Origin of the sequence: Bacillus sp. AFS002410 (genome assembly GCF_002556365.1) — a bacterium.
Lineage (GTDB): Bacteria > Bacillota > Bacilli > Bacillales > Bacillaceae_G > Gottfriedia.
This window is the reverse complement of record NZ_NUEU01000002.1, coordinates 167,286-182,169: the sequence shown is the minus strand read 5'-3', so window position 1 is coordinate 182,169 and position 14,884 is coordinate 167,286. Positions and strand designations below refer to the sequence as shown.

The window sequence follows — 14,884 nt, the reverse complement described above, 5'->3', positions numbered from 1 at the left end:
GATTGAAATTATGAGCTTTTTTAAGAAATTAAAAGAAACAATCTCAAAGCAAACTGAGTCAGTGACTCAAAAATTTAAATCTGGATTAGAGAAGTCAAGAAATAATCTGACAGATGGTTTAAATGATTTATTTGCTAGATACCGTAAAGTAGACGAAGATTTTTTTGAAGAGCTTGAAGAAATTTTAATTATGGCTGATGTTGGCGTAAACACAGTAATGGAATTAGTCGAAGAATTAAAATATGAAGTAAAGCGAAAAAATATTCAAGATCCAAAAGCTGTTCAAGAAGTAATTTCTGAAAAATTAGTTGAATTGTATAAAGGTGACGATTTAACTGAGGATTCATTTGAAATCAACATGAATCCAGATGGTTTAACAGTTGTTTTATTCGTTGGTGTTAACGGTGTAGGTAAAACAACTTCGATTGGAAAAATCGCACATAAACTGAAATCTGATGGCAAAAAAGTATTGCTTGCAGCAGGTGACACATTTAGAGCTGGCGCAATTGATCAATTAGAAGTTTGGGGAAATCGTGTCGGTGTTGAAACAATTAAACAAGGTGAAGGTTCAGACCCTGCAGCGGTAATGTTTGACGCGGTACAAGCTGCAAAAGCTCGTAAAGTAGATGTATTACTTTGCGATACAGCTGGGCGATTGCAAAACAAAGTAAACTTAATGAAAGAACTAGAAAAAGTACGTAACGTTATTGCTAGGGAAGTACCAGGAGCACCTCATGAAGTTTTACTTGTTATTGATGCAACAACTGGTCAAAATGGCCTTGTTCAAGCAAAAACATTCTCCGAAGCAACAAATGTAACGGGAATTGTCTTAACGAAACTAGACGGAACTGCAAAAGGCGGTATTGTATTAGCAATCCGAAACGAACTAAAAGTACCAGTAAAATTCGTTGGGCTAGGAGAACAAATGGACGATCTACAACCATTCCAAGCAGAACAATTCGTATATGGACTATTTGGTGATTTAATTAGTAAGGAACAAGCATAATGCTAAATTAGGTACAAATTGGAAGGGCGGTAAAACGAGGTTTATCTTTCCTTGATCCCGCGCTTCCTAAATCTTGAAGTAACGTCAAGTAAAAAACTTGACAGAAGTTTAGCTTTTAGGTAAACTAGCATATGTAAAGGCAATTCACTTAACAAAGGAGTGATAGTTTTGGCAGATCATACCATGTTAGATAAGACGATGAGAATAAATTATCTATATGATTTTTATCAATCTCTTTTAACTCCAAAACAACAAAACTATATGTCACTATATTATTTAGATGACTATTCTTTAGGTGAGATTGCAGAAGAGTTTAGCATTAGTAGACAGGCGGTTTATGATAATATAAAGCGAACTGAAGCAATGCTAGAAGAGTATGAAGAGAAATTATTACTTCTAAAAAAATTTCAACAACGAAATGAAATATTAAATCAATTGAAAACTTACGCTGAAAAGAGTAAAGTTGTAGATAACGATTTTCTTCGATTAATCGATGCGTTAGAGAAATTAGAATAATAAGGAGGACGGTTTTATGGCATTTGAAGGATTAGCCGACCGACTTCAAAAGACATTACAAAAGGTTCGAGGCAAAGGTAAAGTATCTGAATCTGATGTCAAGGAAATGATGAGAGAAGTTCGTCTTGCGTTACTAGAGGCGGATGTTAACTTTAAAGTTGTTAAAGATTTTGTGAAACGTGTTTCTGAACGAGCTGTTGGACAAGAAGTATTACAAAGCTTAACGCCTGGTCAACATGTTGTTAAAGTAGTTCAAGAAGAACTAACTGCATTAATGGGTGGAGAACAAAGCAAAATTGCTGTTGCAAATCGCCCGCCGACTGTTATTATGATGGTTGGTTTACAAGGTGCTGGTAAAACAACTACGACTGGTAAATTAGCTAATTTACTTCGCAAAAAGTATAATCGTAATCCGCTTTTAGTTGCAGCAGATATTTATCGTCCTGCAGCGATTAAACAGCTACAAACTTTAGGTAAACAGTTAGATATGCCAGTGTTTTCATTAGGCGATCAAGTAAGTCCAGTTGAAATTGCGAAACAAGCAATTCAACATGCAAAGGATGAACATCTTGATTATGTTCTAATTGATACTGCCGGTCGTTTACATATTGACGAAGGTTTAATGGAAGAACTTGCACAAATTAAAGAACTTTCTAAACCTGAAGAAATCTTCCTAGTTGTTGATGCAATGACAGGACAAGATGCAGTCAATGTGGCACAAAGTTTTAATGAACAATTAGGTTTAACTGGAGTTGTTCTAACAAAGCTTGACGGCGACACTCGTGGTGGTGCTGCTTTATCAATTCGTGCAGTTACAAATACTCCAATTAAATTTGTTGGACTTGGTGAGAAACTAGATGCAATTGAGCCGTTCCATCCAGAACGAATGGCATCACGTATTCTAGGTATGGGTGATGTGCTTACTCTAATTGAAAAAGCACAAGAAAACGTAGACCAAGAAAAAGCAAAAGAAATGGAACAAAAATTAAGAAATGCATCTTTTACTTTGGATGATTTCTTAGACCAACTTTCCCAAGTTAAAAAAATGGGTCCACTTGGCGATATTTTAAAAATGATGCCAGGTGCAAACAAAATAAAAGGGTTGAATGATCTGCAAATTGACGATAAACAAATCGCTCATGTAGAGGCAATTATTCAATCGATGACAAAACAGGAAAAGCTTACACCAGATATCATTAACTCTAGTCGCAGAAAGCGAATAGCTAAAGGCTCTGGGCGTCCTGTTCAAGAAATAAACCGTTTATTAAAACAGTTTGAAGAGATGAAAAAAATGATGAAAATGATGGGCGGTATGCAAAAAGGGAAGAAGAAGGGTTTCAAATTTCCGGGCTTATTCTAATCTTTTTGTATAATTTTCCAACATTTAAACATCATTTAATAAAAAATTATGCTGTTAAGAAATTTTACTTTACAAACAGTATTGGTTTTTGATAATATATAAAACGTTGTAAATATTTTCGGAGGTGCTTTAAAAATGGCAGTTAAAATTCGTTTAAAACGTATGGGAGCAAAAAAATCTCCTTTTTATCGTGTAGTAGTAGCAGATGCTCGTTCTCCTCGTGACGGACGCTTCATCGAGGAAATTGGAACTTACAATCCAGTTGCTCAACCAGCTGAAATCAAAATCAATGAAGAAGCAGCATTAAAATGGTTAGGAACAGGTGCTAAACCATCTGATACAGTTCGTAACTTATTCTCTAAAGCTGGTATCTTAGAGAAATTCCACAACGCTCGCAACGGCAAGTAATTATGGAAAAAAAGATGAATACACTCATCAATGCAATTGTTTCAAGTCTTGTAGATCATCCAGAGGATATTTCACTTCAAGTAAAAGAAGATGAGAACAATCTATTCTTTCATTTACAGGTAAACCCTGAAGATGCTGGTAGAGTGATTGGCAAACATGGTAAAATTGCTAAAGCGATTCGTACGGTTGTTTACGCAGCAAGTAATGAACACGCAAAACGTATTCACTTAGATATTCAGTAATGTAAGACGGTCCTTGGCTATAGCTAAGGGCCGTTTTCAACATTAGTAGACATATATGCAACCTGAATGGTAAAACTAACTATAAACTTAAGAAATTTTATATATAGAGGTAATCGAATGGAAAAATATTTAAATGTCGGAAAAATTGTAAATACTCATGGAATTCGTGGAGAGGTTCGCGTTATTTCAAGAACTGATTTTCCTGAGAAACGTTACAAAAAAGGAAATTCACTTTATTTATTTAAAGAAAATGAAACTACACCAATTAAATTAATCGTAACGAGTCACCGTGTACATAAAAACTTTGATTTACTTACATTTGAAGGGTATGAGTCATTAAACTCAGTTGAGCCACTGAAAAATGGAATATTAAAGATAACTGAAGACCAACTACATGATTTAGATAAAAATGAATACTATTACCACGAGATTATTGGTTGTGTAGTTGAAACAATTGATGGAGAAGAAATAGGTAAGATAAAAGAAATACTATCTCCAGGAGCGAATGATGTTTGGGTTATTCAAAGGAAAGGCCAAAAGGATGCGCTTATTCCATATATTGAACAAATTGTCAAAGAAGTAGATGTAACGAATAAAAAAGTTAAAATCGAATTAATGGAAGGTCTATTATGATGAAATTAGACTTTTTAACACTTTTTCCGGAAATGTTTGAGGGAGTATTAAACTCCTCAATATTAAAAAAAGCGCAAGAAAAAGAAGCAGTCCAATTCCGTTGCGTTAATTTTAGAGATTTTTCGACTAATAAACATTCAAATGTTGATGATTATCCTTATGGCGGGGGCGCAGGTATGGTACTTGCTCCTCAGCCGATTTTTGACGCTGTGGATGAATTAGTATCTAAAAGTGAAAATAAGCCTAGAGTCGTCCTTTTATGCCCTCAAGGAGAGAGATTTAATCAACGTAAAGCTGAAGAGCTTTCGAAAGAAGAACATTTAATCTTTATTTGTGGTCATTATGAAGGCTATGATGAGCGAATTCGTGAGCATGTCGTAACAGATGAAATCTCAATCGGTGATTATGTACTAACTGGTGGTGAACTTGGGGCTATGGTAATTGCTGATAGCGTTGTTCGTTTATTGCCTGGTGTACTAGGAAATACAACTTCAAAAATAGAAGATTCATTTAGTACAGGATTATTAGAACATCCACATTATACAAGACCTGCTGATTTTAGAGGACATAAAGTGCCGGACGTATTATTATCTGGAAATCATGCTCTTATTGAGGAATGGCGTACAAAACAATCTTTTAAACGAACTTTAACACGTCGTCCAGATCTACTTAAGGACTACACTTTATCTGAAAAAGAGTCTAAATGGATTGAGCAAGTTAAAGAAGAATTAAAACAAGAAAACTAGTTGCACGCACTAAAAGAATATGTTAATATAACTTGTGGCTTAAGTTAATACTTAAGCCTTTATTCTCGGTGTTCCGCTGCGAGCAATGTATCTTGTAAGAGCATCGGTTGGAAAAGGAGCGCATAAACTATGCAAAATTTAATCAACGAAATTACAAAAGAACAACTAAGAACTGACTTACCAGCATTCCGTCCTGGTGATACTGTACGAGTTCACGTTAAAGTTGTTGAGGGTACTCGTGAGCGTATCCAATTATTCGAAGGTGTAGTTATTAAACGTCGTGGTGGCGGAATTAGCGAAACTTTCACAGTTCGTAAAATTTCTTACGGAGTTGGTGTTGAACGTACGTTCCCAATTCACACTCCAAAAATTGCTAAATTAGACGTTGTTCGTCGCGGTAAAGTACGTCGTGCTAAACTTTACTACCTACGTGCACTTACTGGTAAAAAAGCAAGAATTAAAGAACTTCGATAGTCTTTTGAAAGGAGCTTGTATAAAACAAGCTCCTTTTTTTCCAATAAATGTAGATTATGGATATAATAAAAAGTAAAATAGAATACATAAATAAAGGTTTTAACTTTTGAAAGGTTAATACTTCAAAACGTATGGTTATAATTGGAGGGATTTAGGTTGAAAGAAAGCAATAGTGGTGGAATTTGGGAATTAGTTAAAACAATCTTTATTGCGCTTGTACTTGCACTTGGTATTCGAACATTCCTTTTTACACCGGTTTTAGTTGACGGTATCTCAATGATGCCAACATTACAAGATCAAAGTAGAATGATTGTAAATAAAATTGTTTACAAGATTCATGAACCAAAACGTTTTGATATTGTAGTCTTCCATGCTACTAAGGAAAAAGATTATATTAAACGTGTAATCGGCTTACCAGGTGACACAGTTGAATATAGAAATGATGTTCTATATGTTAACGGTAAACCGTATAAAGAACCATATTTGAATGAATATAAAAAAGAAACGAAAGATGGTCCTCTAACGGAAGACTTTACGCTAGAAGAGATTACTGGCAAAAAGACTGTACCAAAAGGACAAGTATTCGTTTTAGGGGATAATCGTCGATTAAGTAAAGATAGTCGTATTATCGGAACGGTTAGTCAAAAAGAAATTTTAGGTCGAGCGAGCATTGTATTCTGGCCGATCTCTGAGGTTAAAATGGCAAAATAAGTGCCATATTAAACTTGAATATTTATTGCATAAAGAAGGTGGCAACATGACGATTCAATGGTTTCCAGGTCATATGGCAAAAGCTAGAAGGCAGGTTACTGAAAAGCTTTCATTAATTGATGTTGTAATTGAATTAGCGGATGCTAGAGTACCAGCAGCTTCAAGAAATCCAATGATCGATGAAATTATTTCAAATAAGCCTAGATTGCTTTTATTAAATAAAGCAGATTTAGCAGATCCAAGAAATACGCAGCAATGGTTAGCATATTATGAAAAGCAAGGAGTAATGGCTATTGCAATTGATGCAGCATCTGGACAAGGATTAAAAGCAATTATTAGTTCGTGTGAAATTTTAGTTAAAGAGAAATTCGATAAAATGAGATCGAGAGGGATTAAACCTCGCGCTATTCGAGCTTTAATCGTAGGGATACCTAACGTAGGTAAATCGACTTTAATTAATAAGCTAGCACGCAAAAATATTGCTAAAACTGGTGATCGCCCCGGCGTAACACAAGCACAACAATGGATAAAAGTAGGAAAAGAAATTGAATTGCTTGATACACCAGGTATATTATGGCCAAAGTTTGAAGACCAAATTGTTGGTCTACGCTTAGCAACAACAGGGGCAATAAAAGACAGTATCATTAATTTACAAGAAGTAATGATCTATGCTATTAAATTCTTAAGAGAATATTATCCAAATGTATTAAAAGATCGATACGACATGAATGATGAAATTTTATTTTCTGAAAATGTAGTAGATGTATTTGATCATATTGGGAAGAAACGTGGATTTTTAATGTCAGGCGGAATTATAGATTATGATAAAACATCTGATTTATTTTTACGTGAGCTAAGAGCTGGGAAATTAGGCAGATTAACGTTTGAGAATCCTTCGATGCTTGAAGTGACTGATGAAATACTAGAAGAAAGTGCGCATGAGTAAGCGTACTTTCTTCTTTTTTAATGAAATGGATAAAGTTAAAAAAGGAGTACAAAATTTATGTCGCTGAAAATAGACGAAATAAAAAATAAATTAAATGAACTAATTGACCCAAGTAGTGAACTCTTAAAAGAATTTGAAAGTGATCAGCGAATTGGTGTGCAAAAGCTAGTTGCAAAATGGTATAGAGAACAAGAAAAAAAAGAGCAAGCTCGCTTGAAATTTTTAAAAATGATGGAATATGAAAAGAATCTATATATGCAAAATGTAAAATTAATTGCAGGAGTAGATGAGGTTGGAAGAGGGCCATTAGCTGGGCCAGTTGTGGCAGCGGCAGTAATTTTAGCAGAAGATACTGAACTGATCGGCCTTGATGACTCAAAAAAATTATCAAAAGAGAAAAGACAATATTTCGTTAAACGAATTAAAGAGGAAGCAATTTCATATGGAATTGGTATGGCTAGCTCAAGCGAAATAGATGAAATCAATATTTATGAAGCAACAAAATTAGCAATGAGACGTGCAATAGAGCAACTTAAACATTCGCCTGAACATTTATTAATTGATGCAATGAAACTACCAATGGAAATTTCTCAAACATCAATTATTAAAGGTGATGCAACAAGTATAAGTATTGCAGCAGCATCTGTCCTTGCAAAAGAAACAAGGGATTCTTTAATGTGCGAACTAAGTTTAAAGCATCCAAACTACGGCTTTGAAAAGCATATGGGATATGGAACGAAAGAACATCTCCAAGCAATTGAAAAGCATGGAATAATCAATGAACATAGGAGATCATTTGCGCCTATAAAAGAACAAGTTAATTCTAATACATAAGAGTATAGAATAAGTAAAATTACGATTGCAAATCCTTAGTCAATTGAAGTATTTTGCTTTTTTAAATTAAACAAGTACCAGCGAAGGATTTTTTCAAAAAGATAACAAAGTATAAATTTTGAGGTGTACCACAGTTCTAAAAACTGTGGTATTTTTGCTGCTGCACTTTAAGCAAAAAAAGACAGAGGTTTATTTTTGCCTGGTTTTTATTAGTAGTATTTAAAGAAAGTACAAATAAAAATGTAAAACATGCAAATAAACCTTTCGAACGTGCAAATAAGAGAATAGAAACTGCAAATAAAAGTGGAAGTGCAAATAAAAATAGGGAATCTGCAAATAAAAATAGGGAATCTGCAAATAAAAGCGATCAAACTGCAAATAAAATTAGCGAAACTGAAATTAAATTTGTGTGAGTCCTAACTTAAATATGATATTACCTATACGGGTTGGGGGTATTGAGAGGGTTTCAACGTAATTATTGGTCAAAAATATCTATTTATAAATGGAAAATGTTATATTTGCTCTATTTCTTCCTAAACCGACTAAAAAATTTAGGAAATCTGCGATCAATTTAAAATATAGATTTAAAATCAACGATAAGTAAGAAACAGCTCTAAGATACCCTCCATTTTTCCGTATACAGGTACATCCTGAAAAAATATAAAAAAAGAAACCGCCCTTTTCAAAACCCTTAGGACAACCTCTTTTTATAAGAGACAAAAGGGGAGAAGAGGCAAATATGTTACTCATAAAGGGCCCATGAGTAAGTAAAATAGCAAAAAGAAGCAAATATGTTACTCATAGAAGTTTCATGAGTAAGTAAAACAGTAAAAAGAAGCAAAAGTGTTACTCATAGAAGGCTCATGAGTAAGTAAAACAGCAAAAAGAAGCAAATATGTTACTCATAAAGGGCCCATGAGTAAGTAAAACAGCAAAAAGAAGCAAAAGTGTTACTCATAGAAGTTTCATGAGTAAGTAAAATAGCAAAAAGAGGTAAATATGTTACTCATAAAAGGCTCATGAGTAACTAAAACAGCAAAAAGAAGCAAATATCTGACTCATAAAGGGGTCACCCTGAAGTAGAAATCAAACCCAGGAGAAACTTTGCCAAAAGTTTGATTATTAATCGATAAGAATATGTATAACAGATTGAAAACGAACCGTAACTTGGTTCGTTTTTTTACAAAAGATAAGAAAGTATAAATTTTGAGGTGTGCCACAGTTCTAAAAACTGTGGTATTTTTGCTGCTGTACTCTAAGCAAAAAATGACCAGGCGTTTTTTGTCCGGTTTTTCTTACATAATAACACATATAAATTGGCATCTATAAGTATTAGGGTAGCTACTCAAATGTGTTCGCAAATCGACGTATTTTCTTTAATATTAAGAACGAATTTTCTTAATATTTACAAAAAACAAAATAAAAATTAATATTGTAATATGATAAACTGAATCATCTATTGTTTCTGAAAGGGTTTTCTATATAAAAACATATAATATTTAATTCTTTTCTACTAAAGTATTTACAGTATATTCTGTAAGAGATACAATAGGGATGTGTTTTAATTTGTCTTGTTCTAAAAGGGGAGGATGGATCATGAATATCCATGAGTATCAAGGGAAAGAAATCCTACGAAGCTATGGCGTAAAAGTACCAAATGGTAAAGTTGCATTCACAGTTGAAGAAGCAGTAGAAGCAGCAAAAGAATTAGGTACAGCTGTATGCGTAGTAAAAGCTCAAATTCACGCTGGTGGTCGCGGTAAAGCGGGCGGCGTAAAAGTAGCAAAAAATTTAGATGAAGTAAATACATATGCTAGTGAGATACTAGGTAAAGTATTAGTTACTCATCAAACTGGACCAGAAGGTAAGGAAGTTAAGCGCTTACTTATCGAAGAAGGCTGCGATATTAAAAAAGAATATTATGTTGGTTTAGTTTTAGACCGCGCTACTTCACAAGTTGTATTAATGGCTTCTGAAGAAGGTGGAACTGAAATTGAAGAAGTAGCTGAAAAAACACCTGAAAAAATCTTTAAAGAGTATATTGATCCTGCAGTAGGTCTACAAGGCTTCCAAGCTCGTCGTATTGCGTTCAATATCAACATCCCTAGCAACTTAGTTAACAAAGCTGTAAAGTTCATGATGGGCTTATACAGTGCGTTTGTTGAAAAAGATTGCTCTATCGCTGAAATTAACCCTCTAGTAGTAACGGGTGATGGCGAAGTAATGGCATTAGATGCAAAGTTAAACTTTGACTCAAATGCTTTATATCGTCATGCTGATATTTTAGCTTACCGTGACTTAGAAGAAGAAGATCCAAAAGAAATCGAAGCTTCTAAGTACGACTTAAACTATATTTCTTTATACGGAAATATTGGTTGTATGGTTAATGGTGCAGGTCTTGCAATGGCTACAATGGACATCATTAAACATTACGGAGGAGACCCGGCTAACTTCCTTGATGTGGGGGGCGGTGCTACTGCAGAGAAAGTTACAGAAGCGTTTAAAATCATCCTTTCTGACCAAAATGTTAAAGGTATTTTCGTTAACATCTTCGGTGGCATCATGAAATGTGATGTTATTGCAGAAGGTGTAATCGAAGCTACTAAACAAGTTGGTTTACACTTACCATTAGTTGTTCGTTTAGAAGGAACGAATGTTGAATTAGGTAAGAAGATTCTTAATGAATCTGGCTTAAACATTGTTGCAGCGGATTCAATGGCTGATGGCGCTGAAAAAATCGTTGCACTTGTAGGCTAAGAAAGGGAGGATAAAAATGAGCGTATTTATTAATAAAGATACTAAAGTCATTGTACAAGGTATTACTGGTTCTCAAGGCTTATTCCATACTACACAAATGCTTGAGTATGGCACTAAAATTGTTGGCGGTGTAACTCCTGGTAAAGGTGGTACTGACATCGCTGGCGTACCTGTATTTAATACTGTTTCAGAAGCAGTAGCTACAACTGGTGCTAACGCATCTGTTATCTATGTACCACCTGCATTTGCTGCAGATGCGATCATGGAAGCTGTTGATGCTGAATTAGATATCGCTATTTGTATTACTGAAGGAATTCCTGTACTTGACATGGTAAAAGTTAAAAAGTATATGGAAGGCAAAAAAACTAGACTAGTTGGTCCAAACTGCCCAGGTGTTATTACTCCTGATGAGTGCAAAATTGGAATCATGCCTGGTTACATCCATAACAAAGGTCACGTAGGTATCGTATCTCGTTCTGGTACGTTAACTTATGAGGCTGTACATCAATTATCACAAGCAGGTGTAGGTCAATCTACAGCTGTAGGTATTGGTGGAGACCCAGTTAATGGAACAAACTTCATCGATGTTTTAAAAGCATTCAATGAAGATCCAGAAACTTATGCAGTTATTATGATTGGTGAAATCGGTGGAACTGCAGAAGAAGAAGCTGCTGAGTGGGTACAAGCTAATATGGCGAAACCAGTAGTAGGATTCATTGGCGGTCAAACAGCTCCAGAAGGTAAACGTATGGGCCATGCTGGTGCAATTATCGCAGGCGGTAAAGGTACTGCTAAAGAAAAAATGGCTACAATGGAAAGCTGTGGCATTAAAGTAGCTCTTACTCCAGCAGTAATGGGCGAAACTTTAATTAGTGTATTAAAAGAGCGTGGCTTATATGAACAATGTAAGACACACGAAGCTTTAGTATAAAATGTTAAATAAGTAGCCTCCATCTGGAGGCTACTTTTCTTAAAAGGAAGGAGAGTTTATGGGAAAGAAAATTCGACTGATTCATTTGCATCACTTCTTATTTGAAAATTATCAAGCGATCAAGAAAATTCTTCACTATGATCCAAACTTGGAAAACCTCTATCATTATTCACCTTCAATTTTTCAAACTACTTTTCAAATGTCTTCAAAAGCTGCGGAAAAATTATATAGTCAACTTCATTCATCTTCCATTCTTGATATTTTAAAAGAAAACTATAAAAAAAATATTAAAATTATTACAATTTATGATGATTTGTATCCTGATTTGCTAAAAGAAATTTGTGACCCTCCATATGTTTTATATTTAATAGGTAATCAAAATATATTACATAAAAAATTTATGATCAGTATAATAGGTGCTAGAAAACCATCATTATTTGCGAATATAATTTGTCATTCATTAATAAAAGACTTAATGAAAGAAAATTGTGTAATTGTAAGTGGAATGGCAGCTGGTTGCGATTCTATTGCGCATAAATCAACTATTTTCCATAATGGAACGACGGTTGCAGTTGTAGGATGTGGGTTAGACTATATTTATCCGAAGGAAAATCGTAACTTATTTGATGAAATAGCTAATAAGCATTTAATTATTAGTGAATATCCCTATTATATTAAACCAGAAAAAAGGTATTTTCCTAGAAGAAATAGAATTATTGCAGGATTATCAAAAGGTTTAATCGTATTAGAGGCAAATGAGAAAAGTGGCACGATGATCACAGCAAATTTTGCAATTCAATATAATCGAGAGGTATTTGCTGTGCCAGGTCCGATTATAATGGAAGAATATAAAGGAAATCATCGTTTAATTCAGGATGGAGCGAAGTTAATTACTTGTACAAATGATATTTTAGAGGAATTTAAGGAATATACTAAAAAATAAAAAAATATGTTTATATTACAAAAAATTGACAATACTATTGCAACTTGTGTTATTTTATATCTAAATAAAATTTGACTAATGTATAGAATAAACTATACAATTTGAAATTGTATGAAGGAAAATTAAAAATATAATTGAACTCTTCTTATTATGAATCTATTTGAGAATAAATTAGAATTAATGAATGAAACAAGGAATACAGAGAGTAATGAATAGTAAACTCTCAGGAGGCTTAAAAGATGGCAGAAAATTTAGTGATAGTGGAGTCCCCTTCAAAGGCTAAAACAATTGAAAAGTACTTAGGTAAAAAATTTAAAGTAATTGCATCGATGGGACATGTTCGAGATTTACCTAAGAGCCAGATGGGGATTGAAATAGAAAACGATTACAACCCAAAATACATAACAATTCGCGGAAAAGGGCCAGTTTTAAAGGATTTAAGATCAGCTGCCAAAAAAGCAAAGAAAATATATCTAGCGGCCGATCCAGATCGTGAAGGAGAAGCAATTGCCTGGCACATTGCTAATACACTTAATATCGATACAAGTTCAGATTGTCGAGTAGTGTTTAATGAAATTACAAAAGACGCTATTAAAGAATCTTTTAAAAAACCTAGACCAATCAATATGAATTTAGTGGACGCACAACAAGCTCGACGCGTATTAGATCGTTTAGTAGGATATAACATTAGTCCATTACTATGGAAGAAAGTAAAAAAAGGTTTAAGTGCAGGTCGAGTTCAATCTGTCGCATTAAGACTGATTATTGAACGAGAAAAAGAAATTGAAATTTTCCAACCTGAAGAATATTGGACAATTAAGAGTAAGGGGATTACAAAGAAAGAAGCATTTGATACTTTTTTCTACGGTGTTAATGGAAAAAAATTAGAATTAGGATCAGAAGCTGAAGTGGAAAAAGTTTTATCACAAATACAAGGTGATAGCTTCGAAGTTCAAAGTGTTACTAGAAAAGAGCGTAAGCGTAATCCAGCAACTGCATTTACTACTTCTTTACTTCAACAAGAAGCGGCTAGAAAATTGAATATGCGCGCTAAGAAAACGATGATGATTGCCCAGCAATTATATGAAGGAATATCTTTAGGTAGTGGAGGGCAAGTCGGATTAATCACTTACATGAGAACTGACTCGACACGTATTTCAGATGTTGCAATTGAAGAAGCAAAATCTTATATTGTTGAAACATACGGAGCTGATTTTGTTGCTACAAATAAAAAAAGTGAAAAAAAATCAGATAAAGTACAAGATGCACACGAAGCAATTAGGCCAACATCTACATTGCGTTCACCAGATACGATTAAAGCACATGTAAGCCGTGATCAATATCGACTATATAAATTAATATGGGAACGATTTGTTGCTAGTCAGATGTCATCAGCAGTGCTTGATACGGTTAAAGTTGATCTAACTAATAATAATGTAATATTTAGAGCAAATGGTTCTGTCGTTAAATTTCCCGGCTTTATGAAGGTTTATATTGAAAGTAATGATGATGGTACTGAGGAAAAAGATCGCTTACTTCCACCGCTAGCTGAAGGTGAAAAGGTTAAAATGGAAGATATTTTACCTGAACAACATTTCACACAGCCACCTCCACGTTATACAGAGGCAAGGCTAGTAAAAACGCTTGAAGAGGTAGGAATTGGTCGACCATCAACTTACGTACCAACATTAGAAACTATTCAAAAGCGTGGATATGTTTCCTTAGATAATAAACGATTTGTACCAACTGAACTTGGTCAAATAGTGTTTGATTTAGTCGTTGAATTTTTCCCAGAAGTCATTAATATTGAATTTACAGTTCAAATGGAAGGTGACCTTGATAAAATTGAAGACGGTAATGTGAATTGGATTCAAATCATTGATCAATTTTATAAAGGCTTTGAAAAACACTTAGAAATAGCAGAAAAAGAAATGCAAAAAGTTGAAATCAGAGATGAACCTGCTGGTGAAGATTGTGAACAATGTGGAAGCCCTATGGTATTTAAAATGGGTCGATACGGTAAGTTTATGGCATGTTCAAACTTCCCAGATTGTCGAAATACAAAAGCAATCGTAAAAGATATTGGCGTTAAATGTCCTACATGTAAAGACGGCAATATTATTGAACGTAAATCGAAAAAGAATCGAATTTTCTTTGGATGCACGAATTATCCTGAATGTGAATTCTTATCATGGGATAAGCCAATTGGAAGACCTTGTCCGAAATGTGACAACTTATTAGTCGAAAAGAAAATGAAAAAAGGAATTCAAGTTCAATGTGTATCTTGTGATTACAAAGAGGATCAACAAGTGTGATGTGAGCAATTAATTTGCTCACTTTTACTTTTCATATCGACTATTAATTAAGACAACTTTAA

At 34.1% G+C, this 14,884-nt stretch carries 15 protein-coding genes; all 15 read left to right on the top strand.

Annotated elements, in window-relative coordinates:
- Window positions 1–10: 10 nt before the first annotated feature.
- The 15 genes from ftsY (at window position 11) to topA (ending at window position 14,822) form a co-directional block, all read left to right on the top strand.
- Window positions 11–1,006: a signal recognition particle-docking protein FtsY gene (ftsY, locus tag CN692_RS02840; protein WP_098117501.1), complete on the top strand. Its 996-nt coding sequence runs from the start codon at window positions 11–13 to the stop codon at window positions 1,004–1,006.
- A gap of 183 nt (window positions 1,007–1,189) precedes the next feature.
- Entirely contained in the window at window positions 1,190–1,522 is a 333-nt protein-coding gene (locus CN692_RS02835; RefSeq protein WP_098117769.1) for a putative DNA-binding protein, read from the top strand.
- A gap of 16 nt (window positions 1,523–1,538) precedes the next feature.
- The gene (ffh, locus tag CN692_RS02830; protein ID WP_098117500.1) at window positions 1,539–2,882 is read left to right on the top strand and encodes a signal recognition particle protein; all 1,344 of its coding nucleotides are present in this window, start codon (window positions 1,539–1,541) and stop codon (window positions 2,880–2,882) included.
- Window positions 2,883–3,017: 135 nt separating this feature from the next.
- Window positions 3,018–3,290, top strand: coding sequence for a 30S ribosomal protein S16 (gene rpsP, locus CN692_RS02825; protein WP_025569022.1), 273 nt, complete (start codon window positions 3,018–3,020; stop codon window positions 3,288–3,290).
- Between the two features lie 14 nt (window positions 3,291–3,304).
- The gene (locus CN692_RS02820) at window positions 3,305–3,532 is read left to right on the top strand and encodes a KH domain-containing protein (protein WP_025569023.1); all 228 of its coding nucleotides are present in this window, start codon (window positions 3,305–3,307) and stop codon (window positions 3,530–3,532) included.
- Window positions 3,533–3,649: 117 nt separating this feature from the next.
- Window positions 3,650–4,165, top strand: a complete 516-nt coding sequence (gene rimM, locus CN692_RS02815; protein ID WP_098117499.1) for a ribosome maturation factor RimM — start codon at window positions 3,650–3,652, stop codon at window positions 4,163–4,165.
- Window positions 4,165–4,911, top strand: coding sequence for a tRNA (guanosine(37)-N1)-methyltransferase TrmD (gene trmD, locus CN692_RS02810; RefSeq protein ID WP_098117768.1), 747 nt, complete (start codon window positions 4,165–4,167; stop codon window positions 4,909–4,911). Before rimM ends, trmD begins: the two co-directional genes overlap by 1 nt.
- Before the next feature lie 129 nt (window positions 4,912–5,040).
- Window positions 5,041–5,385 (top strand): 50S ribosomal protein L19, encoded by a 345-nt coding sequence (rplS, locus tag CN692_RS02805; RefSeq protein WP_025569026.1) that lies wholly within the window; start codon window positions 5,041–5,043, stop codon window positions 5,383–5,385.
- Between the two features lie 156 nt (window positions 5,386–5,541).
- Entirely contained in the window at window positions 5,542–6,096 is a 555-nt protein-coding gene (gene lepB / locus CN692_RS02800; protein WP_098117498.1) for a signal peptidase I, read from the top strand.
- Window positions 6,097–6,142: 46 nt separating this feature from the next.
- Window positions 6,143–7,042 carry a ribosome biogenesis GTPase YlqF gene (gene ylqF, locus CN692_RS02795; RefSeq protein ID WP_098117497.1) on the top strand — a complete coding sequence of 300 codons (900 nt, stop codon included), beginning with the start codon at window positions 6,143–6,145 and terminating at the stop codon, window positions 7,040–7,042.
- A gap of 57 nt (window positions 7,043–7,099) precedes the next feature.
- Entirely contained in the window at window positions 7,100–7,876 is a 777-nt protein-coding gene (locus CN692_RS02790; protein ID WP_098117496.1) for a ribonuclease HII, read from the top strand.
- Window positions 7,877–9,472: 1,596 nt separating this feature from the next.
- The gene (sucC, locus tag CN692_RS02785; protein ID WP_098117495.1) at window positions 9,473–10,633 is read left to right on the top strand and encodes an ADP-forming succinate--CoA ligase subunit beta; all 1,161 of its coding nucleotides are present in this window, start codon (window positions 9,473–9,475) and stop codon (window positions 10,631–10,633) included.
- A gap of 16 nt (window positions 10,634–10,649) precedes the next feature.
- A complete protein-coding gene (sucD, locus tag CN692_RS02780) occupies window positions 10,650–11,564 on the top strand; it encodes a succinate--CoA ligase subunit alpha (protein WP_098117494.1) in 915 nt (304 codons plus the stop codon).
- A gap of 58 nt (window positions 11,565–11,622) precedes the next feature.
- Window positions 11,623–12,507, top strand: coding sequence for a DNA-processing protein DprA (gene dprA / locus CN692_RS02775; RefSeq protein ID WP_098117493.1), 885 nt, complete (start codon window positions 11,623–11,625; stop codon window positions 12,505–12,507).
- Window positions 12,508–12,746: 239 nt separating this feature from the next.
- Window positions 12,747–14,822, top strand: coding sequence for a type I DNA topoisomerase (gene topA, locus CN692_RS02770; protein WP_098117492.1), 2,076 nt, complete (start codon window positions 12,747–12,749; stop codon window positions 14,820–14,822).
- The last annotated feature ends 62 nt before the right edge of the window (window positions 14,823–14,884 follow it).